This window comes from Cupriavidus sp. DL-D2 (genome assembly GCF_039710735.1).
Taxonomy (GTDB): Bacteria; Pseudomonadota; Gammaproteobacteria; order Burkholderiales; family Burkholderiaceae; genus Cupriavidus.
Window position 1 is genome coordinate 26,411 of the sequence record NZ_JBDKXK010000024.1, and the last position, 25,922, is coordinate 52,332.

At 60.5% G+C, this 25,922-nt stretch carries 30 protein-coding genes and 1 tRNA gene; 2 read left to right on the forward strand and 29 right to left on the reverse strand.

Features of this window, described 5'->3' with window-relative positions; translation table 11 throughout:
- Positions 1 to 161: 161 nt before the first annotated feature.
- From ABDB81_RS15020 to petA, 10 genes are all read right to left on the reverse strand, one after another.
- Positions 162 to 1,598, reverse strand: a complete 1,437-nt coding sequence (locus tag ABDB81_RS15020) for a DUF3987 domain-containing protein (protein WP_346811873.1) — start codon at positions 1,596 to 1,598, stop codon at positions 162 to 164.
- Positions 1,595 to 1,831, reverse strand: coding sequence for an AlpA family phage regulatory protein (locus ABDB81_RS15025; protein WP_346811875.1), 237 nt, complete (start codon positions 1,829 to 1,831; stop codon positions 1,595 to 1,597). The genes ABDB81_RS15020 and ABDB81_RS15025 overlap by 4 nt, the downstream gene beginning before the upstream one ends.
- A 121-nt stretch (positions 1,832 to 1,952) precedes the next feature.
- A complete protein-coding gene (locus ABDB81_RS15030; RefSeq protein WP_346811878.1) occupies positions 1,953 to 3,629 on the reverse strand; it encodes a hypothetical protein in 1,677 nt (558 codons plus the stop codon).
- Positions 3,626 to 4,837, reverse strand: a complete 1,212-nt coding sequence (locus ABDB81_RS15035; RefSeq protein WP_346811880.1) for an integrase arm-type DNA-binding domain-containing protein — start codon at positions 4,835 to 4,837, stop codon at positions 3,626 to 3,628. Before ABDB81_RS15035 ends, ABDB81_RS15030 begins: the two co-directional genes overlap by 4 nt.
- 162 nt (positions 4,838 to 4,999) lie before the next feature.
- Positions 5,000 to 5,075, reverse strand: a tRNA-Thr gene (locus ABDB81_RS15040).
- Positions 5,076 to 5,126: 51 nt separating this feature from the next.
- Complete coding sequence (locus ABDB81_RS15045) at positions 5,127 to 5,627, reverse strand: ClpXP protease specificity-enhancing factor (protein ID WP_137925323.1); 501 nt, start codon at positions 5,625 to 5,627, stop codon at positions 5,127 to 5,129.
- A gap of 27 nt (positions 5,628 to 5,654) precedes the next feature.
- Positions 5,655 to 6,266: a glutathione S-transferase N-terminal domain-containing protein gene (locus tag ABDB81_RS15050; protein WP_008643086.1), complete on the reverse strand. Its 612-nt coding sequence runs from the start codon at positions 6,264 to 6,266 to the stop codon at positions 5,655 to 5,657.
- Between the two features lie 293 nt (positions 6,267 to 6,559).
- The gene (locus tag ABDB81_RS15055) at positions 6,560 to 7,303 is read right to left on the reverse strand and encodes a cytochrome c1 (RefSeq protein ID WP_160473052.1); all 744 of its coding nucleotides are present in this window, start codon (positions 7,301 to 7,303) and stop codon (positions 6,560 to 6,562) included.
- Between the two features lie 37 nt (positions 7,304 to 7,340).
- Positions 7,341 to 8,744, reverse strand: a complete 1,404-nt coding sequence (locus ABDB81_RS15060; RefSeq protein ID WP_137925321.1) for a cytochrome bc complex cytochrome b subunit — start codon at positions 8,742 to 8,744, stop codon at positions 7,341 to 7,343.
- 2 nt (positions 8,745 to 8,746) lie between these two features.
- Positions 8,747 to 9,364, reverse strand: coding sequence for a ubiquinol-cytochrome c reductase iron-sulfur subunit (gene petA, locus ABDB81_RS15065; RefSeq protein ID WP_137925320.1), 618 nt, complete (start codon positions 9,362 to 9,364; stop codon positions 8,747 to 8,749).
- 243 nt (positions 9,365 to 9,607) lie between these two features.
- On the opposite strand from petA, the gene mscL reads away from it, so the two are divergent.
- Positions 9,608 to 10,042, forward strand: a complete 435-nt coding sequence (mscL, locus tag ABDB81_RS15070) for a large conductance mechanosensitive channel protein MscL (protein WP_137925319.1) — start codon at positions 9,608 to 9,610, stop codon at positions 10,040 to 10,042.
- Positions 10,043 to 10,078: 36 nt separating this feature from the next.
- Here mscL and ABDB81_RS15075 read toward each other — a convergent pair whose 3' ends face one another.
- Positions 10,079 to 10,825 carry a Nif3-like dinuclear metal center hexameric protein gene (locus ABDB81_RS15075; protein ID WP_137925318.1) on the reverse strand — a complete coding sequence of 249 codons (747 nt, stop codon included), beginning with the start codon at positions 10,823 to 10,825 and terminating at the stop codon, positions 10,079 to 10,081.
- Between the two features lie 20 nt (positions 10,826 to 10,845).
- On the opposite strand from ABDB81_RS15075, the gene ABDB81_RS15080 reads away from it, so the two are divergent.
- Positions 10,846 to 12,036, forward strand: a complete 1,191-nt coding sequence (locus tag ABDB81_RS15080) for a Do family serine endopeptidase (protein ID WP_137925317.1) — start codon at positions 10,846 to 10,848, stop codon at positions 12,034 to 12,036.
- Positions 12,037 to 12,470: 434 nt separating this feature from the next.
- Here the strand turns inward: ABDB81_RS15080 and ABDB81_RS15085 are convergent, their stop codons facing one another.
- From ABDB81_RS15085 to ABDB81_RS15170, 18 genes are all read right to left on the reverse strand, one after another.
- A complete protein-coding gene (locus ABDB81_RS15085; protein ID WP_249359362.1) occupies positions 12,471 to 13,619 on the reverse strand; it encodes a porin in 1,149 nt (382 codons plus the stop codon).
- Between the two features lie 253 nt (positions 13,620 to 13,872).
- Complete coding sequence (gene tatC / locus ABDB81_RS15090) at positions 13,873 to 14,664, reverse strand: twin-arginine translocase subunit TatC (protein ID WP_137925315.1); 792 nt, start codon at positions 14,662 to 14,664, stop codon at positions 13,873 to 13,875.
- Between the two features lie 2 nt (positions 14,665 to 14,666).
- Positions 14,667 to 15,185, reverse strand: a complete 519-nt coding sequence (tatB, locus tag ABDB81_RS15095) for a Sec-independent protein translocase protein TatB (protein WP_137925314.1) — start codon at positions 15,183 to 15,185, stop codon at positions 14,667 to 14,669.
- 84 nt (positions 15,186 to 15,269) lie between these two features.
- On the reverse strand, positions 15,270 to 15,509 hold the full coding sequence (gene tatA, locus ABDB81_RS15100) for a Sec-independent protein translocase subunit TatA (RefSeq protein ID WP_130393095.1): 240 nt from the start codon (positions 15,507 to 15,509) through the stop codon (positions 15,270 to 15,272).
- Positions 15,510 to 15,669: 160 nt separating this feature from the next.
- A complete protein-coding gene (locus ABDB81_RS15105) occupies positions 15,670 to 16,026 on the reverse strand; it encodes a histidine triad nucleotide-binding protein (protein ID WP_346811885.1) in 357 nt (118 codons plus the stop codon).
- A 40-nt stretch (positions 16,027 to 16,066) separates the two neighbouring features.
- Positions 16,067 to 16,459: a hypothetical protein gene (locus tag ABDB81_RS15110; RefSeq protein ID WP_160473056.1), complete on the reverse strand. Its 393-nt coding sequence runs from the start codon at positions 16,457 to 16,459 to the stop codon at positions 16,067 to 16,069.
- Between the two features lie 61 nt (positions 16,460 to 16,520).
- Positions 16,521 to 16,889, reverse strand: a complete 369-nt coding sequence (locus ABDB81_RS15115) for a phosphoribosyl-ATP diphosphatase (protein WP_137925311.1) — start codon at positions 16,887 to 16,889, stop codon at positions 16,521 to 16,523.
- Positions 16,886 to 17,293: a phosphoribosyl-AMP cyclohydrolase gene (hisI, locus tag ABDB81_RS15120; RefSeq protein WP_346811887.1), complete on the reverse strand. Its 408-nt coding sequence runs from the start codon at positions 17,291 to 17,293 to the stop codon at positions 16,886 to 16,888. The genes ABDB81_RS15115 and hisI overlap by 4 nt, the downstream gene beginning before the upstream one ends.
- Positions 17,294 to 17,295: 2 nt before the next feature.
- Entirely contained in the window at positions 17,296 to 18,066 is a 771-nt protein-coding gene (gene hisF, locus ABDB81_RS15125) for an imidazole glycerol phosphate synthase subunit HisF (protein ID WP_137925309.1), read from the reverse strand.
- A 75-nt stretch (positions 18,067 to 18,141) separates the two neighbouring features.
- On the reverse strand, positions 18,142 to 18,885 hold the full coding sequence (gene hisA, locus ABDB81_RS15130; protein ID WP_137925308.1) for a 1-(5-phosphoribosyl)-5-[(5-phosphoribosylamino)methylideneamino]imidazole-4-carboxamide isomerase: 744 nt from the start codon (positions 18,883 to 18,885) through the stop codon (positions 18,142 to 18,144).
- A 210-nt stretch (positions 18,886 to 19,095) separates the two neighbouring features.
- Complete coding sequence (gene hisH, locus ABDB81_RS15135) at positions 19,096 to 19,749, reverse strand: imidazole glycerol phosphate synthase subunit HisH (protein WP_160473057.1); 654 nt, start codon at positions 19,747 to 19,749, stop codon at positions 19,096 to 19,098.
- Positions 19,746 to 20,369 carry a YchE family NAAT transporter gene (locus ABDB81_RS15140; protein ID WP_137925306.1) on the reverse strand — a complete coding sequence of 208 codons (624 nt, stop codon included), beginning with the start codon at positions 20,367 to 20,369 and terminating at the stop codon, positions 19,746 to 19,748. Before ABDB81_RS15140 ends, hisH begins: the two co-directional genes overlap by 4 nt.
- A 91-nt stretch (positions 20,370 to 20,460) precedes the next feature.
- Complete coding sequence (gene hisB / locus ABDB81_RS15145) at positions 20,461 to 21,048, reverse strand: imidazoleglycerol-phosphate dehydratase HisB (RefSeq protein ID WP_137925305.1); 588 nt, start codon at positions 21,046 to 21,048, stop codon at positions 20,461 to 20,463.
- Between the two features lie 7 nt (positions 21,049 to 21,055).
- Positions 21,056 to 22,156, reverse strand: a complete 1,101-nt coding sequence (hisC, locus tag ABDB81_RS15150) for a histidinol-phosphate transaminase (protein WP_137925304.1) — start codon at positions 22,154 to 22,156, stop codon at positions 21,056 to 21,058.
- Positions 22,157 to 22,189: 33 nt separating this feature from the next.
- On the reverse strand, positions 22,190 to 23,524 hold the full coding sequence (hisD, locus tag ABDB81_RS15155) for a histidinol dehydrogenase (RefSeq protein WP_346811890.1): 1,335 nt from the start codon (positions 23,522 to 23,524) through the stop codon (positions 22,190 to 22,192).
- Between the two features lie 36 nt (positions 23,525 to 23,560).
- The gene (gene hisG / locus ABDB81_RS15160; protein ID WP_137925302.1) at positions 23,561 to 24,235 is read right to left on the reverse strand and encodes an ATP phosphoribosyltransferase; all 675 of its coding nucleotides are present in this window, start codon (positions 24,233 to 24,235) and stop codon (positions 23,561 to 23,563) included.
- Between the two features lie 78 nt (positions 24,236 to 24,313).
- Positions 24,314 to 25,564 carry a UDP-N-acetylglucosamine 1-carboxyvinyltransferase gene (gene murA, locus ABDB81_RS15165; protein WP_137925301.1) on the reverse strand — a complete coding sequence of 417 codons (1,251 nt, stop codon included), beginning with the start codon at positions 25,562 to 25,564 and terminating at the stop codon, positions 24,314 to 24,316.
- A gap of 64 nt (positions 25,565 to 25,628) precedes the next feature.
- A complete protein-coding gene (locus ABDB81_RS15170) occupies positions 25,629 to 25,877 on the reverse strand; it encodes a BolA family protein (protein WP_137925300.1) in 249 nt (82 codons plus the stop codon).
- Positions 25,878 to 25,922 lie beyond the last annotated feature (45 nt).

Genomic DNA, 25,922 nt, shown 5'->3' on the forward strand with positions numbered 1-25,922 from the left:
TATTTATATCTAACCACGTTAGAACCAGAAATATGGAAGACAAAAAAGCAAGACGATTAATCAATCAGTGATCGACAAACGTCTTGCTTTTCGTTAATTATTCTGCCTCGCATAGGATGTACGTAATCATGCCGGCTCACACCCGCACAAGCAGAGGCAAATTATCGCTCGCCGCCTCTCCTGATGAGGTGGCCTACACGGTCAGGTCTATCCCAGTACACGTACCCATCCCTGACGGTCGCCACGTCCTCCTGGCAAAGCAGGCTCAGAGCGTCGACGAAGTGCGTGGAGCGAGCCAGACCGACGTTGAAGGCTTCTTCCGCCAGTCGGCGCTTCGTCATCTTGCAGTCGCGCACGCGCAGGTCGAGCATCAAGTTCCAGAGGGTTTCCGCGTCTTTTTCGACATTGCGTCCGCTGGTTTGCCCGCTCTCGCTCAGACGAACGTAGTTTTCCAGGCTCCACAAGACCCACTCCGCCGAATTGGCGATTTCCTCCGCCTGGATGGGGCCATCGATGCCATTGAACTCGTGATGGCGGCCGGCGTGCCGAAGGATGTTTCCCATAGCCTTGTCGATGAGTGACAGTTCGTCTGGACTGGCAGCGCCGCCACGGATGCTGTTCAGGTATTTTTCGTTATCGCGAGCCTCCCGCTTCCCGGCCTGCGACAACGTCACGTCCTTCCGATCCGTCCAGCCACGCTGGTTCAATTGATCCTGGACACCTAAAAAGTGTGTTGCCCGATCTAGAAATCTCAGCAAGGCGATGCGGTCGGGTTCGCCGGAGACATTTGCGGATTGCAAAGCGAAATCCGATTGGTGCACAACGTAGTAGAGCGGGCGGCTGCCCATCCCGATCTCCATGAAATGCTTGCCTTTGGGCTTTGACTGGAAGCTCAGCCAGATATCGTTTTGCACCGATAGCACAAAGGTCGGCATGACGCGCACGACCTGCACGCCCGTATGGCTTCGTGCGCGGCTGGGGGGCACTTCGGACCAGCTCCCGCACAGGGCACCGACCAGATCCTTGTCCATTGAGTCCAATATCGGGCCGCCCTCCTCCGCACAGAAGAAGGTGGCTGGATGTTTTGCGGCGGACGCGATCCAAGGTGTGACGGTCGTGTTCTCGAATCTCTCTGGTGGCGATGGAGGCGTTTGCGGTGGATTTTTTTCGAGTTCGATTAAGCGTTGTTGCAGATTCGAATCGGTCTCCAGACCAGAAGCAGCATGCTTCTTGATCGTCTTCAGAATGCCCGCCTTTTCGGCTTTCCTGACCTCCAGTTTGCTGTGGTACTCCTGCCATGCTTCAGCAGTCTGAGCGATATAGCTGTCGTGCCAGGTATCGAAATGCTGGCGGGTGTAAGCGCCCATTGGCGATTTGCCCGCACCACGGGGGCCGATGATGACAAAGTACCCAATCGTCGGGATCGTTTCCCCGTAAAGTCCAAGTACTTGAGTGCACGGCCCAGCAGTCTGGGAAATGTATCCATCCAGAAAGCCGGCGAGAAGTATCTGAGTCGCCGGAGTCTTTGCCTGTTCTTCGATGACTTCGCGTATCCCGCGCGCCAAGGCATGAAGCGGTGGAGGATTTCGTTGACTCACGCCGCCCCCTTCTCGCCGTGAAGGTCACGAGCGCGAGGACGCGACTTCAGCCACGCTTCAATTTCTTCGGTGATATAGACGGTCTTACGAGCGCCAAGCCTGATAGGCAGTGGCCACGTCGGATCGTGGTATGGGGATTTGGGATTTTGCCACTCGTGGCGCGTGCTTTTGCCGATACCGATCCACGCATCGACTTCGGCACCGCACATGTGAGGCGGTTTAATCGTGCTCATCCGTCACTCCTGAAACTCCGCCGAACCATTTCGGCGGGAGTCGGAGCAGTGTCGGTTCTTGCAGGTTTTGTTTGCAGGTCAGTTTTTTAAACGCAGCAACCGACCGCGATAAATGCGCAGGCTAGCCGCCGATGAAGTGAAGCCCCAACTCAAACGTCGCCCAGTTCAGCCGCTCCATAGCGTCGCGCATTCCGGCGCGGTTGTTCGTTTTGACGATAGCCTTGGCCTGACGCATTGCGGCGCTGCGAAATCGAAACCGCTGGACGGCCAGTTCGGTATGGCCTTGCAAGGCATCCCGAAACCACTCAAAACGGCTGCTCCAGATCAACCGATGTTCTTCGGGGATGCGATCGTAGAACGCGAACGGCTGGTCCCCGAGGATAGGGAGATCGAGCGAGGTAAGGATGCTGCCGCCCTGTGCTTGCTGGCCTTTCCAGTAGGGCTTGTGCTTGGTACGCTCGCCGGCCGACTTACGCTGCTCATGGCAGACACAACAGAGTGCGGCAACAACATCCAGGACACTGAAAACTAAGCAATCCTCGTCATCAAAAAGCCTCGCTGCCCGAAAGACGACATAGGTCCCGGCCAGGCGTCGCGCTGGTTTGATTGCCTTTTCCAGTGCGGTAGGACTAATTGCTTCACGTAGCGCCGCGCTGACGATCAGGCGCAGCAATTCTTTCTTGTCGTGGACAAATTCGACCCATTCATCGTCTGGAATGATCGGCTCATACATCCCAAGCGTGCCGTTCGTGCTGTCCTTCGCAAGCTCGTCGATAGCCGATGCGACAGGCAAGAGCGTGCAGCCGGGATCGGCCTTGTCCAGAAGTTTGGGATAGCCTTCCGCGAAATGCGCGAATTCCAAGGTGTGCAGGTACAGAAAGAGTGCTTCATCGAGCGGAACGTCGGTATCCTCGACAGAGAACGCCAGCAGTTCCATTCGATCAGCGAGATAGTCGTAGGTCTTGACTGCATCCTCGTATCCTGTGCGCCCCGTATCGATCAGCAGCTTTTCGACGTTGTACTCGATGCTGTTGAGGTGCCAGTGCAGTTCCTCCGGTACGCAGACGATGGCCGTGTAGGTTTCATCGGGCAGCTCGGCACTCAGGTAGCCTTTCAGGTCGGCTAGAAGCGCAGACCGTTCATCGCTAGTTTTGTACGACGTCTTGGATGTCTGGCTTTGATAAGGGTATGCAGACCGAAACGACAACGAGAATCGACGGCGCCCGTCGCCTTCGGGCCATTTCAGCCAATCGAATATCTGGAATTTTCCAGCCCCGGCGTTTTCGTGTACGGAGTCGTCCCGGCCGAGCCAGTACAGCAGTTTTACGACCTTGAGCGCCGTTGATTTGTTGCAGATGTAATGCTGCTCCATGCTGCGGCCTGTGAGCGTGGCGAGGTCCTGCTTGATCTTCTTGAGGTGACCGGCATCGATGCTTTTTTCCTCGCCCCAGTCGCGCTTCCAGTCCGCTTCCAATTCGGCCACGAGGCTGCGCACGTTTTCGTTTTCGCTACGCACTTGTTCTGTGACACAAAATTCCGCTGGCAAGACTCGTCGATTACCAAGATCGTAGTCTCCGAACACTTTCTGGCGAAGGTCATCATCATGGGCCAAGACTTCTCGGAGCAGGAACGACAGACGGCTCATCGCGCCAAAGGGCCCGGCGATCATCAGCAATTGGCTGCGGTCGGCTGCATGCCGACGATCGAACAGAAACTCTCGTGAAACGATATCGATGCCGGGAAGTTCCTGTTTCAGCGTGCGCAGCGCCAGATCGCGAAGCGTCGGGTCCATCGTCATGCGGCTTCCTCTCGCGGAAGAATGACGGACGTTCCCGCCACGCACCGATCAAGATAGTCCGCCCAGCACTGCATCAACTCTCGCCTTTCTGGAAGATATTGGGCTCGGTTATAGGCAGCACGAACCTTATTTCGCTCTGCATGAGCGAGTTGGCGCTCAATGACGTCGGCGCGCTTCCCCAATTCATTGAGGATTGTCGACGCTGTAGCGCGGAAACCGTGACCAGTCGCCCGCCCGTGATAGCCCATTCGATATAGGCCATAGAGCAAGGTGTTCTCGCTCATGATCTTCTGTGGGGTACGGGAATTCGGGAACACAAACGTCGAATGACCGGACAACTGCTTCAATCGCTCTAGAACGGCAATAGACTGGGTTGACAGGGGGACGATGTGAGGATCGCGCATTTTCATGCGCTCGGCAGGGATGCGCCATTCTGCGGCAGGAAGGTCTATCTCGGACCACTCCGCGCCACGCAACTCGGTAGTCCGCACGAAGGTCAGCATCAGCAAGCGCAACCCCAACCTGGTGAGCTCTTCGCCGTCGTATGCATCCAACAAGCGCAAGAACTCGGGCAGCTCCTTCGCTGTGAGCGCGGTGTGGTGCTGTACAACTGGCGGCTTCAGCGCCCCTTTCAGATCTGCCGCCGGATCTCTCTCGCAGCGACCAGTGACAATCGCATAGCGAAACACGGCGCTACTGCGCTGTAGCACCCGGGCAGCAGTCTCCAAGGCGCCGCGCTGCTCAATCTTCCGAAGTGTCGCTAGAAGCTCTTGCGCCGTGATTTCAGCAATGGGTCGATCACCCAAGCTAGGGAAGATGTTTGCTCGGAGCGACTCAAGAATCTTGATGGCATGCTTTGGCGTCCAGCCGCCGCACTTGGTTTCATGCCACTCTTTGGCAACGGCTTCGAACGTGGTCGCAGCGGCAGTTACAGCGGCTTGCTTCGCTAACCGCTTTTGCGCGGAGGGATCCTCACCGGCGGCCAACAGCTTCTTGGCTGCATCCCTCGCCTCCCGTGCCTCGCTGAGCGACGTGACTGGATATACGCCGATGGCAAGCAGCTTCTGCTTGCCGAGATGGCGATATGCGAGTCGCCAGTACCGGGAGCCGTTCGGGCGAACTTCGAGGAAAAGCCCGCCGCCATCGGCCTTGCGATATGTCTTGTCTTGAGGCTTTGCGGTCCGAATCTGGAGATCGGTAAGCGGCATGTTGGTATCTGATGTGCTCCATGGAGCTGATACCAACCATCATACCAACATTTTTTCCGGCTCTCTTTGGCCCTTGCCGGATCAACCTAGACACCGAGAAGCGCCCAAGTCTTTGATTTTATTTGTTTTTTGGATCTATCCGGACCGTATCGGACAGTAAGGTGGTGCCGGCTGCAGGACTCGAACCCGCCACCTGATGATTACAAATCAACTGCTCTACCTGATGAGCTAAGCCGGCATGTTTGGTGCAGACCGCGATTCTACTGCATGCGGTCGGCTTTGTGGATGTCTATTTGACAACCTTCAGCGATGGCTTCTTGCCGCCGATGCGGGGCACAGGCGGTGGGGTCGGTTCGTCGTCCGAATCGACGCCGCCAGCGTCGGCGGTAACCGGCGCGGGCGTGTCGATGTCCACCGGGGCCAGCTTCGGAGGCGGGTTGTTTTCGCGTTCTGTAGCAGCCTGGGTTTCGGGGACGCTGCGTTCTACCGGGAACGCCATGCCCTGCCCGTTTTCGCGTGCGTAGATGGCCAGCACGTTTTCGATGGGCACATCGATCTTGCGCGATACGCCACCGAAGCGGGCGCTGAAAGCAATCCATTCGTTGCCCATGTCCAGGCCGCTGGTTGCGTCGAAGCTCACGTTCAGCACGATTTCGTTGTTCTTCACGAACTCGCGCGGCACGTTGGTCTGGCTGTCGACGAACACGGCGATGTACGGCGTGAAGCCGTTATCCGTGCACCACTCGTAGATGGCGCGGATCAGGTAGGGCTTGGTGGAAGTTTCAGACATTAGCTTTGCGGTGGCGTCGCGGCCGTCTTAGCGACGCATGACCTTTTCGGACGGAGTCAGTGCTTCGATGTAGGCCGGGCGGCTGAAAATACGTTCTGCGTACTTCAGCAGCGGTGCGGCGTTCTTCGACAGTTCAATGCCGTAGTGGTCCAGGCGCCAGAGCAGCGGCGCGATGGCGACGTCGAGCATCGAGAACTCTTCGCCCAGCATGTACTTGTTCTTGACGAAGATCGGGGCGAGCTGGGTCAGGCGGTCGCGAATCGCGGCGCGGGCACGCTCGTGGTTCTTCTCGGCGGCCTTGCCCTTCTCGTTCTCCAGCACGTACACGTGGGTGAACAGTTCCTTTTCGAAGTTGAACAGGAACAGGCGGGCGCGGGCGCGTTGCACCGGGTCTGCCGGCATCAGCTGCGGATGCGGGAAGCGCTCGTCGATGTACTCGTTGATGATGTTCGATTCGTACAGGATCAGGTCGCGTTCGACGAGAATCGGCACCTGGCCGTACGGATTCATCACCGAAATATCTTCCGGCTTGTTGAACAGGTCAACGTCGCGAATTTCGAAATCCATGCCCTTTTCGAAGAGGACAAGGCGGCAACGTTGGGAAAACGGGCAAGTGGTACCCGAATACAACACCATCATGGTTGAATTCCTTGGGTGGGAAGTGCGCCAAATTCGTAGCAATTTGACGAACTTAGCAGTGCTAGCTCAGACAGGGCAAACATTCTGCCGGAACGGCCCATCGAAAAGCAAATTAGTTACAAATGATCCATGGATCACTGAAACCACCAGGCCGGCATCGGTAACCCGAAACGCCCCAAGCAAAAGGGTCGGCGCGGCGGTGCATTGCTGCAACTTCCGCGCCGACCCCTGGGGATGGCATCCTGCGTTGTTACAAACACCGTTACAAAGCTAACGGAGCAAACCTCCCCTGCTTACTTCACATCCTTCCAGTACGCCGCATTCAGGCGCCAGGCGAAGATGGCAAAAACGCCGAGGAAGAGCAGCACCCAGACGCCGAGCCGCTTGCGGTGGCTCTGCGCCGGCTCAGCCATCCAGTTGAGGTAGTTCACCAGGTCGGCTGCAGCCTGGTCATACTCCTGCGTGCTCATCTTGCCAGCAGTAACCTGCTCCCAGCCAGCCAGTTTCTGCACCTTGTGGCCGTGCTCCTCCACTTCGGCGAACTTCGGCACGCGAACACCTTGCAATTCCCACAGCACGTGCGGCATGCCGACGGCCGGGAAAACCAGGTTGTTCCAGCCCGTCGCGCGGGTGTCGTCACGGTAGAAGGTACGCAGATAGGTGTAGAGCCAGTCATTGCCCCGTGCGCGGGCGATGACCGACAGGTCCGGCGGAGCTGCGCCGAAGAACGCCTTGGCATCCTTCGGCGGCATCGCCACAGTCATCGTATCGCCCACCTTGTCCCCGGTGAACAACAGGTTCTGACGGATCTGGTCGTCAGTCAGACCCAGGTCCTTGAGCCGGTTGTAGCGCATCATCGATGCACCGTGGCAGTTCAGGCAGTAGTTGACGAACAGCTTGGCGCCACGCTGCAGCGACGATACATCGCTGGTATCCAGCGGCGCCGGCTCCAGCGGATAGCCTCCTTCTGCGGCCATCGCGGGCAGCGCGGCAAGGCACGCGCCGACCAGTGCGAAGATCGAAAGCAACTTTTTCATCTTGTGTCCTTGTCCTCTTGTAGGGTCGCGCGGCGTCTTAGTGCGGATGGAACGTGACACGCTCCGGCACCGGCTTGAACGTGCCGGCACGGCTCCACAACGGCATGGTCAGGAAGAAGGCGAAGTACAGCAGCGTACCGAGCTGCGACACCTTCTCGCCGACCGGCGACGGCGGTTGGACACCCAAGTAACCCAGGACCAGGAACACCACCACGAAGACCGTGAGAATTGTCTTGTGGAAACCCGGACGGTAACGGATGGACTTGACCGGCGAGCAGTCGAGCCACGGCATGAAGAACAGCACGATTACCGAGCCGCCCATCACCAGCACCCCCCAGAACTTGGCGTCGATGAAATAGAAGCCAACGGCCAGGATCACAAGCACCGCAACCGAACCAATGCGGATGCGCGCATCCTTCGTGCGAAGGAACACCATGCCCAGCACGAACGCGAAGAACAGCCACAGAATCGGCAGGAAGTTCGTGGTCGTGGCGCGCAGCATCGAATAGAACGGCGTGAAGTACCACACCGGTGCGATGTGCGGCGGTGTCTTGAGCGGATCCGCCGGGAAGAAATTGTTGGCTTCCAGGAAGTAGCCACCCACGTCCGGGAAGAAGAAGATCACCGCCGAGAAACAGATCAGGAAGCCTGCCACGCCCACCAGGTCATGCACCGAGTAGTACGGGTGGAACGGGATGCCGTCGAGCGGAACACCGTTCTCGTCCTTCTTCGCCTTGATCTCCACGCCGTCCGGGTTGTTCGAGCCCACTTCGTGCAGCGCGATGATGTGCGCCACCACCAGGCCCAGCAGCACCAGCGGCACTGCAATGACGTGGAACGAGAAGAAGCGGTTCAGCGTGGCATCGCTCACCACGTAGTCGCCGCGGATGAACAGCGACAGGTCCTGGCCGATCACGGGAATCGCCGAGAACAGGTTCACGATCACCTGCGCGCCCCAGTACGACATCTGGCCCCATGGCAGCAGGTAGCCCATGAACGCCTCGGCCATCAGGCACAGGAAGATCAGGCAGCCGAAGATCCAGACCAGTTCGCGCGGCTTGCGATACGAGCCGTACAGCAGCCCGCGGAACATGTGGAGGTACACGACCACGAAGAACGCCGAGGCGCCAGTGGAGTGCATGTAGCGGACCAGCCAGCCCCATGGCACCTCGCGCATGATGAACTCGACGCTGGCAAACGCCACGGGAATGCCGGCGGCATTCAGGGTGCCATCCGGCTTGTAGTTCATCACGAGGAAGATGCCCGTGACGATCTGGATCACGAGCACCAGCAGCGCGAGCGATCCGAAGAAATACCAGAAGTTGAAATTCTTCGGCGCGTAGTACTTGGAGAGATGATCTTCCCAGAGTTGGGTCGCGGGGAAACGGGCGTCGATCCAGCCCAGCAGCCCGGTAGTCTTGACTTCTTTTTCGGCCGCCATGATCACGCTTCTCCTTTCTCGTCCTTGCCGATCACGATCTTGGTGTCGGAGAGGAACTGGTACGGGGGGACGTCAAGGTTCTGCGGGGCAGGCTTGTTCTTGAACACGCGGCCAGCCAGATCGAACGTTGACCCGTGGCACGGGCAGAGGAAACCAGGATCGGCGCCGAGCTGCGGGTTGGCACCCGAGGCAAAGGGACCGGAGGGGGAACATCCAAGGTGGGAGCAGATGCCCACGACAACGAGGAGATCCTTGTGCTCGGCACGCGAGCGGGTCTCGTTCTTGCAATAGTCGGGCGTCGCCATCGTAAAGGGAACGTCTGACTTGGGATCCGCTACTTCAGCGTCGGTCTTCTGAAGCGAAGCCAGCATTTCCGGGGTACGGCGGAGAATCCAGACCGGCTTGCCACGCCATTCCACCGTCATCATTTCGCCAGGCTTCAAGGCACCAATGTCGGCCTCGACGGGCGCGCCGGCGGCCTTGGCCTTCTCCGACGGTGCAAAGGTACTGACGAAAGGTACTGCTACTGCTACGCCTCCTACGCCGCCCGCGACTGAAGTCGCGATCAACCAATTGCGGCGACCTTTGTCCACGTTCTTCACGTTTTGCTGGTCACTCATTCCAAACCCCAGGGGATGTCATCAATTGAATCCTGCGTCAACAAAAAATTATACCTGAGGCACATCTGGCGACGATAGGCGAACTACTGATAGCCGCGGCGCCGATAATCCGTCATGGGATCGCGGGTGTGACCGCTTGGGGGCGGTTCTGGCGCTGATTCCCGACTTGCACTCGAGGTTGCGATGATGCAGTCTTTGTCAAACTCAAACGTTAATCTGGAACAACAAAATGGAGAATAACCAATGGGAATGATGAGCGAGTTCCGAACTTTTGCAATGCGCGGCAATGTCGTGGACCTGGCGGTCGGGGTCATCATCGGTGCGGCCTTCGGCAAGATCGTGGATTCCATCGTCAACGATCTGATCATGCCGCTGGTGGGCCGGATCATCGGGAAGCTGGACTTCTCGAACCTCTTCATCGTGCTGGCGGACCCTCCGCCCAATGTGCCGCACACGCTGGCGGACCTGAAGAAGGCGGGCGTGCCAGTCTTTGCCTACGGTAACTTCCTGACCATCGTGGTCAATTTCGTGATCCTGGCCTTCATCATCTTCATGATGGTGCGCGCGGTGAACAAGATGCGCGCGAAGAGTGAGGAAGCGCCGAAGCCCGCCGAGACGCCCGAGGACATCAAGCTGCTGCGTGAAATCCGCGACAGCCTGCAAGCCCCGCGCGCCTGAGGCTCCTTCGGTTTGCAACCATATTCCGAATCCGGATCAGACCGGGTTCGGAATATCGATGAACGTGTGGCGCAGCTCGAAACGTTGTGCCAGATGTTCTCCGACGGCGCGGATGCCATACCGTTCCGTGGCGTGATGCCCCGCCGCGATGTAGGCCACCCCGCTCTCGCGCGCCAGATGAGTGGTCGGCTCGGAGACCTCACCGCTGATATAGACATCCACGCCGGCATCTACAGCCGCCGCAAAATAGCCCTGCGCACCGCCCGTACACCAGCCAACAGAACGGATCATCTGGTCCGGATCGCCAATCGTCAGCGGTTCCCGATCCAGCACGCCTCCCACGTGGGCGGCAAATGCTTTCAGCGGCATCGGCTGCAGCAATGTGCCCGTCCAGCCGAGTTGATCGTCGCTGAAACGTCCGATGGGAGACAGCCCCAGTTGCAACGCGAGTTGCGCGTTGTTGCCGAGTTCGGGGTGGTTGTCGAGCGGCAGATGGTAGGCCATCAGGTTGAGATCGGCGGCCAGCAGATTTTTCAAGCGCGCGTGCTTTTGACCGATGACCCGTGCATCCTCGTTCTTCCAAAAGTAGCCGTGATGGACGAGGATCGCGTCGGCACCGGCCTCGATCGCGGCGTCGATCAGTGCCAGGCTCGCCGTGACACCGGTGACGATATGCGTGACTTCGGGTCGACCTTGCACTTGTAGCCCGTTCGGGCAATAGTCCTTGAAACGCGGAACTTCCAGAAGGTCGTTCAAGTACAATTCAAGCTCTTTTGTTTTCATTTTCTGGTCAAAACTCCAATATGTTGCGCCGCTTCTGGCTGTTTTTCGCCCAGGCCGTCACGGTCGTGCTGGCCGTGTGGTTCGTGATAGCCACGCTCAAACCCGAGTGGCTGCAGCGCGGGCGGGTGGCCGTGCAATCCGGGTCTCCCATCGTCGCATTGAAGGAAGTAGTGCCCAGCGTGGCCGGTTCCGCAGCGCAGGGGTCGTACAGCGACGCTGCTCGCGAAGCGATGCCCGCGGTGGTCAATATCTTCACCAGCAAAAACGGCTCAAAGCGGACGCCCAACCCGCAGGCGGAAGATCCGTGGTTCCGGTTCTTCTTTGGCGATCGGCTGCCTGAGCGGCAGGAGCCCGTATCCAGCCTGGGTTCCGGAGTGATTGTCAGCGCCGAGGGTTACATTCTAACCAACCACCATGTGGTGGACGGCGCCGATGAGATAGAGGTAGCGCTGACCGACGGTCGCAAGGCCAACGCCAAGGTCGTGGGGTCCGATCCCGAAACAGACCTGGCAGTCCTGAAGATCACGCTGAAGGATTTGCCTGCAATCACGCTCGGTCGAATCGAGAACGTCAAGGTGGGCGATGTGGTGCTGGCCATCGGCAACCCGTTCGGTGTCGGCCAGACCGTGACGATGGGTATCGTCTCGGCGCTCGGCCGTAGCCATCTGGGCATCAATACCTTCGAGAACTTCATTCAGACCGACGCTGCAATCAATCCCGGTAACTCCGGCGGCGCGTTGGTCGATGCGCAAGGCAATCTGCTCGGCATCAACACGGCGATCTATTCGCGCTCGGGCGGCTCGCTGGGTATCGGCTTCGCCATCCCTGTCTCGACGGCCAAGCAGGTGATGGAGTCGATCATCTCGACTGGCAGCGTCACACGAGGCTGGATCGGTGTGGAGCCACAGGATCTGACGCCTGAAATTGCCGAATCCTTTGGTCTCGACGCCCGGGAAGGTGCGCTGATCGCCGCCATCGTGCAGGACGGACCTGCGGACAAGGCAGGCATGAAGCCTGGCGATGTGCTGGTCTCGGTCGATAACCAGGTCATTTCGGATACGACCGCACTGCTTAACGCCATCGCCCAGCTCAAACCCGGTGCCGAGGTAAAAATGAAGATGATCCGACGCGGCAAGGCGTCTGAACTGACTGTCACCATTGGCAAGCGACCTCCGCCGCCGCGGCGCGCGATGCCGTTGGACGAAGAGTGATCGCTGAGCAGCAATCGATAGTGCAGTAGAAGGTCTCAACGCAGAAAGCAAAACCCCCGCCTCTTCAGACGGGGGTTTTGCTTTTTGAGGGTCACCGATGCTGCACCGATGCAAACAACACAGGAATGGGGCGACGACAGGCGCTTTCCCGTCGATGCTGCTGGATACTCCCTCACCACCCCGGAGTCAGAGGCGGTACATGGCGCCACGCTCGAATCCAGCCTCTCGCATCGTCTGCGCCGCCGGATTCAATGTGCCATCCATGTCTCCGAACAGACCACCGATTCGCACCGGCGAGCGAAAGGGATACGACGGAGTCCAAGGCGCGCAACTTGAAACCCACAACCCAGGCCACAAAACAAAACGCCGGCATCCTTGCGGATACCGGCGTTTTGGACAAGCCGAATCTGAAGCGGGCTTACACCCGCGTCAAATTAGAACTTGTGGCGAACACCAACCACAGCGCCGAACTGGTTGGCACCGTTGTTGGTCGCGCCGAAGGCCGAACCACCAGCGCCCGTGCCCGACAGACCCAGTTGCGAGCCGTCCTTGTTCTTCGTGTAGGCGACGTTGAAGTACGCGTCGGTACGCTTCGAGAACGCGTAGTCAGCCGAAGCCACGAAGCTCCACGGATCTGCACCGCTGTTGCGGAAGTCTTGGTAGTACGCAGCGCCCGTCAGCGAGAACGCCGGGGTCAGCTGGTAACCCACGCCCAGCCAGTACAGGTTGGAGGTCGACGAGTTGTTCGGTTGACCGATTGCCACGGCGCCCGGCAGCACTGCGCCGTCCAGAGCCTTGGCCCAACGGTAACCAGCGAACACCTTGGCCGGGCCAAAGGCGTACGTACCGGCTGCCGATGCGCGACGGATCTTGGCGTCGGTCAGACCAGCAACGTTGATACCTTGGTTCGTTTCGTCGTAAATGGCACCGAACGAGAACGGACCTGCTGCGTAGATCAGGCTGGCAGTGTAAGCACGGCCCAGCTTGTAGTTGCCCGGAACTTCGCCAGCGGTGCCTTGGTAGGTCACGCCGCCGATGGTGTTGGCTGCGCCGCCAGTGTTCGTGCCTTGGCTATACAGCAGCGAGCCGGTCAGGCCGCCGAACTTGCCGATGTACTTCAGCGAGTTGTCAGCACGAGCCTGGAATTCCGGAGCTTGGCCAGTGATCGAGTAGTTCGAAGCGATGGCCATCGGGTCGAAGGCCAGACCGAAGTCATAGAACGGCGTCTGGTGGCGACCCAGGGTCAGCGTGCCGTAGTTGCTTTGCAGACCGACGAAAGCCTGACGACCGAACAGGCGGTTGCTTTGGCCCATCGTGCCGCTATCAACGTTGAAACCGCTTTCCAGGACGAACACGCCCTTCAGGCCGCCGCCCAGATCTTCCACGCCGCGCAGGCCCCAACGGCTGCCGGACATGTTGCCCGAGTTCAGGCGCACGACGTCGTGGCTGCCCGAAACGCCCGGCTGATGGTTTTGGTATTCGATACCGGCGTCAACGACACCGTACAGGGTCACGCTCGATTGGGCATAGGCGCCACCGGCGGCCAGAGCGGCAACGGCAGCAGCAAACAGTTTCATCTTCATATCGACACTTTCCTTGTCAACTGATTGGGAAATCTTGGTTGCCCAAGTGCTTGGGCGACGCATTTAGCTTCACGTCTGCGTCGTATTATGTGTCACCCCCCCTGCCCGTCAGAAGTCTTTTTCGCCGTAAACCGAGTTTACCGACGCTTCTTGTTGTGATGAAGCAACAGCAAACCCGAATATTTTCACCATTTTGGTGCAAAAAAGGCATAAAGACCCGGGATATACAGGTCGTTAACAACTCGCGGGGAACTCAGTCAGGCTGGGTTTCGCCTTCTGCGGGCCTACCAAGAGGCTGACGCGTCACAAAACGCGCCATAAGCAGGCCGAGTTCGTACAACAGCACGAGCGGCACGGCCAACAGGAGTTGCGACATCACATCGGGAGGTGTGACCACTGCCGCAATAATGAAAGCGCCCACAATCACATATGGGCGGATCTGCTTTAATTTTTCCAGTTCCACCACGCCGAACTTGACGAGCACGATGACTACCACCGGCACTTCGAACGTGATGCCGAAGGCAAGGAACGTGGTCATGGCAAAACTCAGGTATTTATCGATGTCCGTGGACATCTCGGCCCCGAGTGGCGCGTTGTAATGCGCCATGAAATGGAAAACGGTTGGAAATACCAGGAAATAGGCAAACGCCACGCCGCACAGGAACAGCACATAGGTACTGGTAACCAGCGGTACGATCAGCTTCTTTTCATGCTGGTAAAGGCCCGGCGCCACGAACTTCCATATTTGGTAGAGCACCCAGGGCAACGCGATCAGGAACGCCACCAGCATCGTGACCTTCATGGGCACGAAGAACGAGCCGGTGACATCGGTCACGATCATCCGGCCATTCTTGGGCAGCGAGGCGGTCAGCGGCGCGGAAAACAGGTTGAAGATCTCAGCCGCCCAGTAAACCAGGCAGACAAAGACGAGGATCACGCCACCCACGGCCTTGACCAGTCGTTCGCGCAGCTCGACCAGGTGGGAAATGAACGTCTCTTGCTGGGACTCGGCGTTGGGGTCGAGAGGATCTGGGGTGCCCGCCATGCTTACTCGAAAAAGGAACGATTACGACCGGTGGCCGGGCGATGGCGCTTGACGCGCGCAGCGCCGGACTGCACCCACACGCGGGTATTCTGCTGACGCTTGAACCAGATAGGCCGCGCGCCCTGCTTCACACGCCAGCTCTTCCGGCCGTTGTGCGATTTGTGAGCACTGTCCCAACTGGGCACGTAGCCAGCGGAAACGCCGGAGTCCATCCCAGCCGAATTGTCGGCCGACTCCGCACCGTTCAGCGCTTCATTCAGCGACTGCGTGTGCTCGTTGACTTCCTTGTGGATGGTCTGCTCGACATCGCGCGCGGCAGTCTCGAATTCCGTGCGCATCTTGCGCAGTTCCTCGAGTTCCACCTCACGGCTGACTTCAGCCTTGACGTCATTGATATAGCGCTGCGCACGGCCGACCAGTGCGCCAACCGTGCGCGCCACTTTCGGCAAACGCTCGGGGCCGATCACGATCAGCGCAACAGCGCCAATGAGTGCCAGCTTGGAAATGCCGAGATCGATCATGCGGACATCGGGACAGTAACACGTGACAGGCGGCCGCGATTCACGCAGCCGCCATGTGGAGGGAGGAAAACAGCCGCCCGGACTTTATTGCTGGCGCGACTTTTCCTTGGCTTCCACGTCGATCGTGGTGGTGTCGCGCAGTTCCTTGGCCGGTGCCGGCTGGCCATCTGCCGCCGCTTCACCATTGCCGTCCTTCATGCCGTCCTTGAAACCCTTCACGGCACCGCCCAGGTCGTTGCCAATATTGCGCAGCTTCTTGGTACCGAAGACGAGCATGACGATCACCAGCACAATCAGCCAGTGCCAAATGCTAAACGAACCCATTTCTTGCTCCTGATGTAGCTGCGGCGTCGGATGGAATAGCCGCCCCGCCAGTAGTTCCGTCCCTCAAAGGCCGCGCCGGTCGACGGTGGCCGGCGCAACATCCAATCGGTGCATCGCTGCACCGATCACTCTTCATACCCAGGCAATCTGACGAAAGTCCTCAGAACGCCGGCGTCTTCCACTGGTCGCCCGGGCCGCCGAGCACATGCAGATGGAGGTGGAAAACCTCCTGTCCACCGTCCGTGCCGGTGTTGATCACCGTGCGGAACCCGTTAGTGCAGCCGGCAAGGCGCGCCAGTTCAGGCACCTTGAGCATTATTCTAGCAAGCACCTCGGCATCGCCGGGCCCGCAATCGGCCAGCGAATCGACATGCGATTTCGGAATAACCAGAAAGTGTACCGGCGCTTTGGGATGAATATCGTGAAATGCCAGCAGGTCGTCATCCTCGTAAACCTTGTTCGACGGGATCTGGCCGGCCACGATCTTGCAGAAAAGGCAATTGTCCTGGGATTTCATGAAATTTTCGTTGCAACGTGTCCAACGCGCCCTAGCTGTCTCAGAACTGCTCGCCCGGGTACATCGGCTTGCGGTCATTCAGATAGAGCCAGCCCTTGATAATACGGTATAGCATCCACAGGGAAAGCACGCTCCAGAGCCCGATGGCCACCGGAAACAGCAATACCGTCACAAACATGGCGCCGCCCACCACGAACCAGAGGATCGACCACCAAAAAGTGCGGATCTGCCACGCGAAGTGCGAAGCGTAGAGCGTACCCCGTGTGTCGTCACGCTTCACGTAGTTGACGACAATCGCAATCAGCGCTGTGATCCCGCCAGTCAGCCAATGTATCGCATAGAGCGCATAGAGGATATGCGTGAGTTTGCGTAGTCCATCGAGTTTGTCCGAATCGACCGTTGTCGTGACCTGCGTGGTGTAGTCCGTCGCCATCGTGACCTCCAACGTAGCGCATTCGCCGCTCCGGACCATTTCCGGGTGGCATGGCGTCATCCTACTCCTTGCGGCTTGCCTTCTCCGCCAGCCCCGACAATCCCTCGCGGCGCGCCAGTTCGTCGATGACGTCGGCGGGAGACCTGCCCACGTGCGCCAGCAACACCATCGAATGGAACCACAGATCGGCCACTTCGTAGACCATCTTGTCGACAGTTGCGGCGTCCAGATTGGCCGCACGTGCATCCTTGGCGGCCATCACGGTCTCGGTGGCTTCTTCGCCGATCTTCTTCAGGATGGCGTCGTCGCCCTTCCTGAACAGCTTGGCCACATAGGACGATTCCGGATCGCCACCGTTCTCCGGCTTGCGGGATTCCAGCGTGGCGGCCACGCGCGCCAGCACATCGGCGGAGGACAGTTCCTGACTCATGATTTCGAAGTGTAGATCTTGGAGGGATCCTTGAGCACCGGCTCCACGGTCTTCCAGTCGCCCGTTTCGGCATCACCTTCGAACTTCTGGAAGAAGCACGAGTGGCGGCCGGTGTGGCACGCAATGCTGTCGACCTGCGTGACCTTGAGCAGTACCACGTCTTCGTCGCAGTCGAGGCGCATCTCATGCACCTTTTGCACGTGCCCCGACTCCTCGCCCTTGTGCCACAGGCGCTTGCGCGAACGTGACCAGAACACCGCCTCCCCCAGTTCCGCGGTGCGCAGCAGCGCCTCGCGGTTCATGAATGCGAACATCAGCACATCGTTGGAGCCCGTCTCCTGGACGATCACCGGCACGAGCCCGTTATCGTCCCACTTCACCTTGTTCAACCACTTGTTCGCCATGATCAGATCCGGACCGGAATGCCCTCGCGGGCCATGAAAGCCTTGGCTTCGCCAACGGTATGCTGGCCGTAATGGAAAATGCTGGCCGCGAGCACCGCGTCCGCACGGCCCAGCTTGATACCGTCGGCCAGGTCCTGCAATCCACCCACGCCACCCGAGGCGATCACCGGCACGGGCACGGCGTCGCTCACGGCGCGCGTCAACTCCAGGTCGAAGCCGCTCTTGGTGCCGTCGCGGTCCATGCTGGTCAGCAGGATCTCGCCGGCGCCGCGCCTTGCCATCTCGCTGGCCCACTCCACGGCGTCAAGGCCCGTGGCCTTGCGGCCGCCATGTGTGAAGACTTCCCAGCGGGCCGGCTCACCGGGCGCCGATGTGCGCTTGGCGTCTATGGCCACGACGATGCACTGCGAGCCATATTTCCCGGTAGCGTCAGAAACCAGTTGGGGATTGGCAATGGCCGAGGAATTGACGCTGATCTTGTCAGCGCCGGCATTCAGCAGGCGCCGCACATCTTCCACGGTCCGCACGCCGCCACCCACCGTCAGCGGGATGAACACCTGCGAGGCAACCGCTTCGATGATGTGAAGGATCAGGTCGCGGCCATCGCTGGTAGCGGTGATATCGAGGAATGTAATTTCGTCGGCGCCCTGATCGTCGTAGCGGCGCGCGATTTCCACAGGGTCGCCCGCGTCGCGCAACTCGACGAAGTTGACTCCCTTGACCACCCGCCCGTTCGTGACGTCGAGGCAGGGGATGATACGTTTGGCTAGCATGAGATTCCTTGCCTGCCGCCGCCCGCCTGGGGCAGCGGCTGGTTGGGGTGCCATTGGGGCACCCTGCCGGCGACGTTACTCCGCGCCCAGCTTGTCGGCGTGCGCCTGGGCTTCCGAGAAGTTGAGGTCGCCGGAGTAGATTGCGCGACCGCAGATCACACCTTCCACGCCCTCATGCTCCACCGCGCAGAGCTGGTCGATATCGGCCATGTTGGACAGGCCGCCGCTGGCGATCACCGGGATCGACATCGACTGGGCCAGCTTGACCGTGGCATCGATATTGATGCCCTGCAGCATGCCGTCGCGGCCGATGTCGGTGTAGATGATGGCTTCCACGCCGTAGTCCTCGTACTTGCGCGCCAGATCCGCCACTTCGTGGCCGGTCAGCTTGCTCCAGCCATCGGTGGCGACCTTGCCATCGCGGGCGTCGAGTCCCACGATGATGTGGCCGCCGAAGGCCGAGCACGCATCCTTGAGGAAGCCGGGGTTCTTGACGGCAGCCGTGCCGATGATCACGTACGAGAGGCCATCGTCGAGCCAGCGCTCGATCGTGTTCAGGTCGCGGATGCCGCCGCCAAGCTGCACGGGGATCTCGTCGCCCACCTCGGCGATGATCGACTTGATGGCCGCCTCGTTGCGCGGCTTGCCGACAAACGCGCCGTTCAGATCAACCAGATGCAGGCGCCGCGCGCCCTGATTGACCCAATGACGTGCCATGGCGGCGGGATCTTCGGAAAAGACGGTGGCCTGGTCCATGTCGCCTTGTTTGAGGCGTACACACTGACCGTCCTTCAGGTCGATGGCCGGAATGAGCAACATAGCGTAACGAGCGTGGTGGTTGTGTAAAAAGGGAAAGGTAGCGATGCCGGCGCGGACGCTGGCGTTCAGGTCATGTCAGTTTTGCAAGGAATGCAGTCTGGGTCGTCGGCTCTGAACGATCGGTATCGATATCGCTTGGGACAATTCTTGGTGTGTCTGGCAAAAAGGTGCTGCTAACGTGCTTCTGCTCGTGAGGCCGCTTTCGAGGCTTCACGGATTCCAGTGCACGAAGTTCCGGTACAGCTGCAAACCCATCGCGGCACTCTTCTCCGGGTGGAACTGCGTGGCGAAAATATTATCGCGTGCCACTGCGCTGGTAAACACAACGCCGTAATCCGTCTCGCCAGCCACATGGGCCGCGTCTTGCGCCCGCACATAATAGCTGTGGACGAAATAGAACCAGCTCTCGTCCGGAATACCGTTCCACAGCGGGTGGGCCCGCGTCTGGCGAACACGGTTCCAGCCCATCTGCGGCACCTTGAAGCGCGAGCCGTCTGCCTGCGTCATGCCATCCAGCTCGAAGCGGATCACCTCGCCTGGCATCAGTCCCAGCGCAGGCGTATCGTCCTGGCCGATGCGAGCTTCGTGGCTACGGTCGAACAGCATCTGTTCGCCAACACACACACCGAGCATCGGCTTCGAGGCTGCGGCTTCGATCACTGCTTCCTGCAGGCCCGATTCGCCGAGCGCACCCATGCAGTCCGGCATCGCACCCTGCCCCGGCAACACCACGCGGTCCGCCGCGCGAATCGCTTCCGGGCGATCCACGACCTGGACATCCGCTTCCGGCGCCGCGGCGCGAAGCGCCTGCGCCACCGAGCGCAGGTTGCCCATGCCGTAATCCACAATTGCTATGGTAGTCATGATTTCAAAACAGGCAACAATGTCTTGAGCCCGTCCACAATGAATTCAACGGCCAGCGCCGACAGGATCAGACCCATCAGGCGCGTACCGATATTGATCCCGGTCCGCCCGATCACCCGTGCGATCGGATCAGCGGCCCGGAACGTTCCATACACCACGCACCCTAGCACCACGCCAATCGCCACCAGGATCAGCAATTCGTACCAGTGATCCGTCTTGCCTGCATACACGATCACGGTACTGATCGATCCCGGCCCCGTCAGCAGCGGCAACGCCAGCGGCACCACCGCGATACTCGTCTTGGCTTCGGCCTCGTCCTCTTCCTCGGGTGTGGCCTTGGTCCGACCGGCCTGCGCGTTCAGCATGTTCATCGCCATCATGATCATGATGAGTCCGCCGCCAACCTGCAGCGATGCCACCGAGATATTGAAGAACGCGATGATCTGCTGGCCCAGCAACGCCGACAACCCCACCACGATCGCCACGGCAATCGACGCCGTCTTGATCGTCTTCAGCTTTTCCGCCTCGGTCTGCTGACTGGTCAGACTGATGAAGAACGGGATGGCCCCGATCGGGTTGATCAGCGCTAGCAGCGAGATGAAAGACTTCAGCGTATCCATCGGATGCGGGTGAGTAGCGGTGGTGGCGTGTCAGCGTCGCCGCAACCAGCCGGCTCGCCTGCAAGGGGCGCAGGTCAGTACCCAGTATCGTTCAGAGCGTTCCCTTGGTCGATGGAATCTGGCCAACCGCGCGCGGGTCAAGCTCCACCGCCATGCGCAGTGCCCGGCCAAAAGCCTTGAACACGGTCTCGCACTGATGGTGGGCATTGATGCCGCGCAGGTTGTCGATATGGAGCGTCACGCCGGCATGGTTCACGAAGCCGCGGAAAAATTCGATGAGCAGGTCCACGTCGAACGTACCCACGCGGGCGCGCGTGAACGGCACGTGAAACTCCAGGCCCGGACGGCCCGAGAAGTCGATCACCACGCGCGACAGGCACTCGTCCAGCGGCACGTAGCTGTGGCCGTAGCGGGTGATGCCCTTCTTGTCGCCAATGGCGCGCGCCACGGCCTGGCCCAGCGTGATGCCCACGTCTTCCACCGTATGGTGATCGTCGATATGGGTATCGCCCTTGGCTTCGACCTCGAGATCGAACATGCCATGGCGGGCGATCTGGTCCAGCATGTGGTCGAGGAACGGCACACCGGACGCCAGCTTCTGGCGGCCCGTGCCATCAAGGTTCAGCGAAACGCGAATCTGCGTTTCCGAGGTATCGCGAGTGACCTCTACAACACGCATGGTGGGGTTAATCCTGCAATGAAGCCTGGAATGCTTCAAGAAACTGCGCGTTTTCTTCGGGGGTGCTGACCGTCACGCGCAGACAGTTGGCCAGCAATGCGTGCATTTTACTCACGTTCTTGATCAATACCCTCCGTGCGAGCACCCGGTCGAATACCTGTGTAGCGTTCGGCACACGGACCAGCAGAAAGTTGGCTGCGCTCGGGAACACCGTCACACCCGGCAGCGCCGCCATCGCATCGGCCAGCTTCGCGCGTTCTGCGCGCAGTTGCGCGGCCTGATCATCGAGCACATCCACATGTTCGAGCGCGAATAGCGCGGTGGCCTCGGTCAGCACGTTGACGTTGTACGGCGGGCGCACCTTGTCGAGTTGCGCCAGCCAATCGGGCGAACCAGCCATGTAGCCCAGGCGGATACCAGCCAGCCCGAGCTTGGATACCGTGCGCATGACCAGCAGGTTGCCGAAATCCTTCAGTCTCGGCATCCAGCTTTCCTGCGCGAACGGCTGGTAGGCCTCGTCGACGACCACCAGGCTCTGGCACACCTCGCCTTGTGCGGCGCGGACGATGGCTTCCATGTCGGCGGCATCGAACAGGTTGCCCGTCGGATTGTTCGGATAAGCCAGATAGATGATGGCGGGCTTGTGCTCGGCCATCGCTGCCAGCATCGCGCTACGGTCCAGCGAGAAATCGGCACGCAGCGGCACGCCGACAAACTCCAGTCCTGCAAACTGCGCCGACATCGCATACATGACGAAACCCGGCAACGGCGCCAGCACCTTCGCACCAGGCTTTGCAGCCGCCAGCGACAGGATGCTGATCAGTTCGTCCGAACCATTGCCGAGGATGACGTCCATGCCAGCCGGCACGTTCATCACTGTCTTCAGCTTGGCACGCAGTGCCTCGCTGCTGGGCACCGGGTAGCGGTTCAGGGCCACCTCGGCCAGCCGCGCGGCCAGCTGGTCGCGCAGCGCGGGCGGCAGCCGGTAGGGATTCTCCATCGCGTCGAGCTTCACCAGTCCGTGCGAATCGGCGACATGATAGGCGCCCATGGCGCGTACGTCGTCACGGATGATGCGTTCGATCAGGGATGGGTCTACGGCTGACATATCGATCCTTATGGAGGCGGCTCTGAAATTGACTTAACGTTTGAAGCGATACTCGGCGCTGCGCGCGTGGGCCTGCAGCCCTTCGCCATAGGCGAGTTCGGCGGCGATCTGGCCCAGCATCTGCGCCCCGCCCTCGCTGACCTCGATCAGGCTTGAACGCTTCTGGAAGTCATACACGCCCAGCGGCGACGAGAAGCGCGCCGTGCGCGAGGTCGGCAGCACGTGGTTGGGACCGGCGCAGTAGTCGCCCAGCGACTCGCTCGTGTAGCGGCCCAGGAAGATCGCGCCAGCATGGCGGATCTTCTCGCTCCACTGGCGCGGGTTCTCGGCCGAAATCTCCAGGTGCTCCGGTGCAATGGCGTTTGCGATGTCGCACGCCTCTTCCATGTCGCGCACCTTGATCAGTGCGCCACGGCCGGAGATCGACGCGGCGATCACCTCGCGGCGCGGCATCGTCGGCAACTGGCGACGGATGCTGTCTTCCACGCGACGCAGATAGTCGGCGTCCGGGCACAACAGGATCGATTGCGCCAGTTCATCGTGCTCGGCCTGCGAGAACAAATCCATCGCCACCCAGTCCGGATCAGTCGTGCCGTCGCAGATCACCAGGATCTCGGACGGCCCGGCGATCATGTCGATACCGACCGTGCCGAACACGCGGCGCTTGGCCGCCGCCACATAGGCATTGCCCGGGCCGACGATCTTGTCCACCTGCGGCAGCGTGGCCGTACCGTAGGCCAGCGCGCCCACGGCCTGTGCGCCACCGATCGTGAACACGCGGTCCACGCCGGCGATCTGCGCGGCCGCCAGCACCAGTTCGTTGCGCACGCCACCGGGCGTGGGCACGACCATGATCACTTCCTTGACACCGGCCACACGTGCCGGAATCGCGTTCATCAGCACCGACGACGGATACGCGGCCTTGCCACCGGGCACATACAGGCCCACGCGGTCCAGCGGGGTCACCTTCTGGCCCAGCATCGTGCCGTCCGATTCGGTGTACTCCCAGCTATGGCTGCCACACTCGATCTTCTGCTTCTCGTGATAGGCGCGCACGCGGGCAGCGGCGGCTTCCAGCGCGGCGCGGCGCTTGGGTTCCAGCTCTTCGAGCGCGGCTTCGAGTGCCGACTGCTGGATTTCCAGCGCGCCCATCGATGCGGCTTCCACGCGGTCGAAGCGGCGTGTGTATTCCAGCACGGCTTCATCGCCGCGACGGCGCACGTCGGCCAGGATGTCGGCCGCGGCGCGGTCGATCGCCTCATCTTCCGAGGCTTCGAAGGCCAGCACCTGCCGCAACGCTTCAGCGAAACCGGGCTCGGTCGAATCGAGCCTGCGGATCGACAGGTTGTCCATTTCGGATTCGTTCATGACTTCGTTCCTTGCGGGTCCCCGATCAACTCCACCTCAGGCGATTGCCGCCGAGGCCCGTTCAAATGCGTCCAGAATCGGCGTCAGCCGTTCCCGCTTGAGCTTCAATGCCGCCTGGTTGACCACCAGCCGCGACGAGATCTGCACGATCTCCTCCACCTCGACGAGGTTGTTCGCGCGCAGCGTGCCACCTGTGCTGACCAGATCGACGATGGCGTCGGACAGTCCTACCAGCGGACCCAGTTCCATCGACCCATAGAGCTTGATCAGATCCACGTGGACGCCCTTCTTGGCGAAGTGCTCACGCGCGGTCTGCACATACTTGGTGGCCACTGCCAGCCGCGCACCCTGACGCACGGCATTGGCGTAGTCGAAACCGGCCGGCACCGCCACCGACATGCGGCAGCGAGCGATGTTCAGATCGATCGGTGCATACAGGCCGGTCATGCCATGTTCCATCAGCACGTCCTTGCCCGCCACGCCAAAGTCCGCGGCGCCGTACTGCACGTACGTGGGCACGTCCGAAGCGCGCACGATGATCACGCGCACGGCGGGATCGGTCGTGGGCAGGATCAGCTTGCGCGAGGTTTCCGGGTCCTCGGTGACCTCGATGCCGGCAGCGGCCAGGAGCGGCAGCGTTTCCTTGAAGATGCGGCCCTTGGAGAGCGCCAGCGTCAGCTGGTTGGGCGAGGCATTGAAAGCGGGGCTCATCGTAGATTCTTCAAACGCGTTCAGGGGGCGACTCGATACGATCTTCGTCGATGTTCGATAGTCGATGGTGTACGTGGCTCAGGCGATGCGGCGGATCTTCGCGCCCACGGCCGACAGCTTGTCTTCCATGCGGTCGTAGCCACGATCCAGGTGATAGATCCGCTCGATCGTCGTTTCGCCATCGGCCACCAGGCCGGCGATCACGAGACTGGCCGACGCGCGCAGGTCGGTGGCCATCACGGTGGCGCCGGACAGGCGCGGCACGCCCGTCACGACCGCCGTGTTGCCTTCCGCCGTAATGCTCGCGCCCAGGCGATTCAGTTCCTGAACGTGCATGAAGCGGTTCTCGAAGATCGTTTCGGTGATGCGCGCGGTGCCTTCGGCCACGGCATTCAATGCCATGAACTGCGCCTGCATATCGGTCGGAAACGCCGGGTACTCGGACGTACGGAAACTCACGGCCTGCGCGCGCTTTGGCATCGCCAGACGAATCCAGTTGTCGCCCGTCTCGATCTGGGCGCCGGCTTCGCGCAGCTTGATCAGCACGGCGTCGAGGATCTGCGGCGGGATATCGCGCAGCGTCAGGTCACCCAGCGTGGCAGCGGCCGCGCACAGGAACGTGCCGGCCTCGATGCGATCGGCCACTACGCTGTGACGCGCGCCGTGCAGGCGGTCCACACCGTGGATCACCAGCCGATCGGTGCCGATGCCCTCGATCTTCGCGCCCATCTTCACCAGCAGTTCGGCGAGGTCGGTCACCTCGGGCTCGCGTGCGGCGTTCTCCAGCACGGTCTCGCCATCAGCCAGCGTGGCGGCCATCAGCAGGTTCTCGGTGCCGGTCACTGTGATCATATCCGTCACCACGCGCGCGCCCTTCAGGCGGCTGGCGCGGGCATGGATGAAGCCATGCTCGATGGTGATCTCTGCGCCCATCGCCTGCAGGCCCTTGATGTGCTGGTCCACGGGGCGTGCGCCGATGCCGCAACCACCCGGCAGCGAGACACGTGCCTCGCCGAAGCGCGCCACCAGCGGACCCAGCACGAGGATCGACGCGCGCATGGTCTTCACCAGTTCGTACGAAGCTTCCGGCGCGTTGATATCGGCCCCGGTCAGCGTGGCCACGCCATCCACCATTTCCGCCTGCATGCCCATCTGGCGCAGCAGCTTGAGCATGGTGCGCGTGTCCTGCAGGTCAGGCACGTTGTCGATAGTCACCGTGTCGGCGGTCAGCAGGCTCGCGCAGAGGATCGGCAGCGCGGCGTTCTTGGCGCCCGATACGCGGATCTCGCCCTTGAGGGGGCCATTGCCCTGGATCTGGAATTTGTCCATGTTCTGTCTGGTTCACCGCCCCGACACACGTCCAGGCGGCAGTTGATCTGTTGTGTGGCGCCGCTTACTTGTCGGCCCCGGCCTGCCACTCGGCAGGCGTCAGCGTCTTCATCGACAGCGCATGGATCTCCGCGCGCATACGGTCGCCCAGGGCCGCGTAGACCCGCTGGTGACGCTGGATCAGGCGCTTGCCATCGAACTCCGCGCTCACGATGGTGGCGAAGAAGTGCTGGCCATCGCCTTCCACTTGCAGATGTTCGCAGGGCAACCCTTGGGCAATGTAATCCCTGACTTGTTCCGGTGTAGGCAGCATGTCTGTCTCAAATGTAATCAGTGAATGGCGGCGGATCGACGTCGA

What these genes read in the sequence shown, in the direction of transcription:
- ABDB81_RS15025 (WP_346811875.1), bottom strand. Translation starts at nt 1,831, where the DNA reads ATGAGCACGATTAAACCGCCTCACATGTGCGGTGCCGAAGTCGATGCG.
- ABDB81_RS15030 (WP_346811878.1), bottom strand. Translation starts at nt 3,629, where the DNA reads ATGACGATGGACCCGACGCTTCGCGATCTGGCGCTGCGCACGCTGAAA.
- ABDB81_RS15035 (WP_346811880.1), bottom strand. Translation starts at nt 4,837, where the DNA reads ATGCCGCTTACCGATCTCCAGATTCGGACCGCAAAGCCTCAAGACAAG.
- ABDB81_RS15045 (WP_137925323.1), bottom strand. Translation starts at nt 5,627, where the DNA reads ATGTCTGAAACTTCCACCAAGCCCTACCTGATCCGCGCCATCTACGAG.
- ABDB81_RS15050 (WP_008643086.1), bottom strand. Translation starts at nt 6,266, where the DNA reads ATGATGGTGTTGTATTCGGGTACCACTTGCCCGTTTTCCCAACGTTGC.
- ABDB81_RS15055 (WP_160473052.1), bottom strand. Translation starts at nt 7,303, where the DNA reads ATGAAAAAGTTGCTTTCGATCTTCGCACTGGTCGGCGCGTGCCTTGCC.
- ABDB81_RS15060 (WP_137925321.1), bottom strand. Translation starts at nt 8,744, where the DNA reads ATGGCGGCCGAAAAAGAAGTCAAGACTACCGGGCTGCTGGGCTGGATC.
- petA (WP_137925320.1), bottom strand. Translation starts at nt 9,364, where the DNA reads ATGAGTGACCAGCAAAACGTGAAGAACGTGGACAAAGGTCGCCGCAAT.
- mscL (WP_137925319.1), top strand. Translation starts at nt 9,608, where the DNA reads ATGGGAATGATGAGCGAGTTCCGAACTTTTGCAATGCGCGGCAATGTC.
- ABDB81_RS15075 (WP_137925318.1), bottom strand. Translation starts at nt 10,825, where the DNA reads ATGAAAACAAAAGAGCTTGAATTGTACTTGAACGACCTTCTGGAAGTT.
- ABDB81_RS15080 (WP_137925317.1), top strand. Translation starts at nt 10,846, where the DNA reads ATGTTGCGCCGCTTCTGGCTGTTTTTCGCCCAGGCCGTCACGGTCGTG.
- ABDB81_RS15085 (WP_249359362.1), bottom strand. Translation starts at nt 13,619, where the DNA reads ATGAAGATGAAACTGTTTGCTGCTGCCGTTGCCGCTCTGGCCGCCGGT.
- tatC (WP_137925315.1), bottom strand. Translation starts at nt 14,664, where the DNA reads ATGGCGGGCACCCCAGATCCTCTCGACCCCAACGCCGAGTCCCAGCAA.
- tatB (WP_137925314.1), bottom strand. Translation starts at nt 15,185, where the DNA reads ATGATCGATCTCGGCATTTCCAAGCTGGCACTCATTGGCGCTGTTGCG.
- tatA (WP_130393095.1), bottom strand. Translation starts at nt 15,509, where the DNA reads ATGGGTTCGTTTAGCATTTGGCACTGGCTGATTGTGCTGGTGATCGTC.
- ABDB81_RS15105 (WP_346811885.1), bottom strand. Translation starts at nt 16,026, where the DNA reads ATGAAATCCCAGGACAATTGCCTTTTCTGCAAGATCGTGGCCGGCCAG.
- ABDB81_RS15110 (WP_160473056.1), bottom strand. Translation starts at nt 16,459, where the DNA reads ATGGCGACGGACTACACCACGCAGGTCACGACAACGGTCGATTCGGAC.
- ABDB81_RS15115 (WP_137925311.1), bottom strand. Translation starts at nt 16,889, where the DNA reads ATGAGTCAGGAACTGTCCTCCGCCGATGTGCTGGCGCGCGTGGCCGCC.
- hisI (WP_346811887.1), bottom strand. Translation starts at nt 17,293, where the DNA reads ATGGCGAACAAGTGGTTGAACAAGGTGAAGTGGGACGATAACGGGCTC.
- hisF (WP_137925309.1), bottom strand. Translation starts at nt 18,066, where the DNA reads ATGCTAGCCAAACGTATCATCCCCTGCCTCGACGTCACGAACGGGCGG.
- hisA (WP_137925308.1), bottom strand. Translation starts at nt 18,885, where the DNA reads ATGTTGCTCATTCCGGCCATCGACCTGAAGGACGGTCAGTGTGTACGC.
- hisH (WP_160473057.1), bottom strand. Translation starts at nt 19,749, where the DNA reads ATGACTACCATAGCAATTGTGGATTACGGCATGGGCAACCTGCGCTCG.
- ABDB81_RS15140 (WP_137925306.1), bottom strand. Translation starts at nt 20,369, where the DNA reads ATGGATACGCTGAAGTCTTTCATCTCGCTGCTAGCGCTGATCAACCCG.
- hisB (WP_137925305.1), bottom strand. Translation starts at nt 21,048, where the DNA reads ATGCGTGTTGTAGAGGTCACTCGCGATACCTCGGAAACGCAGATTCGC.
- hisC (WP_137925304.1), bottom strand. Translation starts at nt 22,156, where the DNA reads ATGTCAGCCGTAGACCCATCCCTGATCGAACGCATCATCCGTGACGAC.
- hisD (WP_346811890.1), bottom strand. Translation starts at nt 23,524, where the DNA reads ATGAACGAATCCGAAATGGACAACCTGTCGATCCGCAGGCTCGATTCG.
- hisG (WP_137925302.1), bottom strand. Translation starts at nt 24,235, where the DNA reads ATGAGCCCCGCTTTCAATGCCTCGCCCAACCAGCTGACGCTGGCGCTC.
- murA (WP_137925301.1), bottom strand. Translation starts at nt 25,564, where the DNA reads ATGGACAAATTCCAGATCCAGGGCAATGGCCCCCTCAAGGGCGAGATC.
- ABDB81_RS15170 (WP_137925300.1), bottom strand. Translation starts at nt 25,877, where the DNA reads ATGCTGCCTACACCGGAACAAGTCAGGGATTACATTGCCCAAGGGTTG.